Source organism: Sphingomonas sp. CCH9-E2, assembly GCF_001557215.1.
GTDB lineage: Bacteria > Pseudomonadota > Alphaproteobacteria > Sphingomonadales > Sphingomonadaceae > Sphingomonas.
Genome location: NZ_LSJM01000159.1, coordinates 1 through 1,913 on the forward strand (window position 1 = coordinate 1; position 1,913 = coordinate 1,913).

Sequence of the window (1,913 nt, forward strand, 5' to 3'; positions counted from 1 at the left end):
CACGAACCCGCTGCCCGCCACCATCACGCATCCCCCGGCCAGCACCCGGCGCGGATCCCAGCGCGCATCCGCCGCCCATGCCGCCAGATAGATGCCCGCCGCCATGAACAGGATCGCGACCAGCTGCACGCTCAGGAACGCGGGCTTGTCATAGCCCAAAGTCTTGGTCCCCCAGCCGAGGAGGAACGCCGTCGCGATATAGTAAGTCGCGAAACAGCACACCGCGCCCAGCGTCCCGCCGATCAGCACCGCGCCATGCCGCCCGACCACTTCGCCCAGCGGCACCTTCGCCGGCGGGGCTTCAGCGAGGCACTTCTGGAACTCCGGCGTCTCGCCCAGCTTCAACCGCACCCACAGCCCGACCAGCACCAACGCCGCCGACAGTGCAAACGGAATGCGCCATCCCCATGCGGCAAACTCAGCTGGCGTCATCCAGCTGAGCAGCAGCAGGAACAGCCCGTTGGCGGCAATAAACCCCGCCGGCGCGCCCATCTGCGGCGCGCTGCCGAACCGCGCACGCCATCCCGGCGGTGCATTCTCGACCGCCAGCAACGCCGCGCCGCCCCATTCGCCGCCAAGGCCAAAACCCTGTCCGAACCGCAGCACGCACAGCGCAAATGGCGCGATCCACCCCGCCATCTCATAAGTCGGCAGGAACGCCACCAGGGTCGTCGACATCCCCATGGTCAGCAGCGACGCGACCAACGTCGCCTTGCGCCCGATCCGGTCGCCATAATGGCCGAACACCGCCGCCCCCAGCGGCCGCGCAAAGAACGCAACGCCTAGCGTGGCAAAGCTCAGCATCTGCTGAACTCCGGCATCGCTTGTGGGAAAGAAAATCTGCCCGAACACCAGGGCCGCGGCGGTCGCGTAGATATAGAAATCGTAGAACTCGATTCCCGTGCCGACAAAGCTCGCCCACAAGGCGCGCCGCCGCCGCGTCCGCTCAGCGTCCATCGATCTCTCCCCTAATCGACGCCCCCCGGCGCCGCTTACTTCTTATCTTCGTAGCATGTGGTGCGCGTCACCTGCACCACCTTGCCGTCCTTGTCCTTGATCTCGTTGCGCCCCTCGACGCACGGCTTCTGCTCGGACTGTTGCCCCTCGAACCCGTTCGTCCGCCACCCGACATACAGCGCCACCCCGGCCAGCGCCGCGATCAGCACCAGCCTGCGTTTGTCGAACCTGCGCTTCAGTTTCTCCAGCATGCATCCTCCCTGCCTCAAGCAGGGGCGCTGCGCAACGCGTCGCGTGCGAAGCTCGCGCGGTTAGAGATAATCCTCCAGCACCAGCGACACCTGCCGCGCCGCCCCGCCCTGCCCGACGGTCAACGCCAGCACCGTGCCCACCGGCCCTGAAGTCTGCCTGATCAGCGCCTCGAAACTCATGCCCGACAGCCGGTCGCCCGCCTTGATCCCCGCCTTCTCGGCCGGACTGCCCGCGCCGACCACGCCCGCCACCATCCCGCTTCCCGCGCGATCGACCCACAGCCCTGCGCGGTTGTAGCGCGCCGGCTGCGGTGCCTGCCGATTGCGGGTCAGGAACAGCGCGCCGTCGCGGTTGCTGGTCGCGATATTGAACAGGCGCAGGATCGGCAGCCCGATGATCCCCGCGTCGAAGATGTCCCAATCGGGATCGTCGCGCATCTGGATCACCACGCCTTCGACCGTCGCCCCCGCCAGCTCCAGTCGCTCCACCCGAACCATCCGCGTCTTCCCCTGTGGCGCCGCCGGGCTCCAGCGCGGCGCATTCCACAGCCCCGCCGCCTCGGCGGTCTTGCGATAGATGCGCATCACGCTAGGCATCCCGGTGTCGAGGCCGAAACGAAAGCTGCGCCCGTTCAGCGCCGCATCGGCGAACAGAAACTTCCGGTCCGCCGTCGTGCCCTTCTGCGCGATGCCCTTGTCGAACCG

The 1,913-nt window shown here is 67.5% G+C and carries 2 protein-coding genes and 1 pseudogene; all 3 read right to left on the reverse strand.

Features of this window, described 5'->3' with window-relative positions; translation table 11 throughout:
• Positions 1-957, reverse strand: a 957-nt coding sequence (locus AX681_RS08440; RefSeq protein WP_066682049.1) for an MFS transporter, incomplete at its 3' end; no start/stop codon positions are given.
• 35 nt (positions 958-992) lie between these two features.
• Positions 993-1,208 (reverse strand): hypothetical protein, encoded by a 216-nt coding sequence (locus AX681_RS08445; protein ID WP_066658548.1) that lies wholly within the window; start codon positions 1,206-1,208, stop codon positions 993-995.
• A gap of 60 nt (positions 1,209-1,268) precedes the next feature.
• Positions 1,269-1,913: pseudogene (locus AX681_RS08450) on the reverse strand (hypothetical protein); the annotation flags it as partial.

Coding starts and splice junctions, on each gene's coding strand:
- AX681_RS08445 (WP_066658548.1), bottom strand. CDS start 1,208: ATGCTGGAGAAACTGAAGCGCAGGTTCGACAAACGCAGGCTGGTGCTG.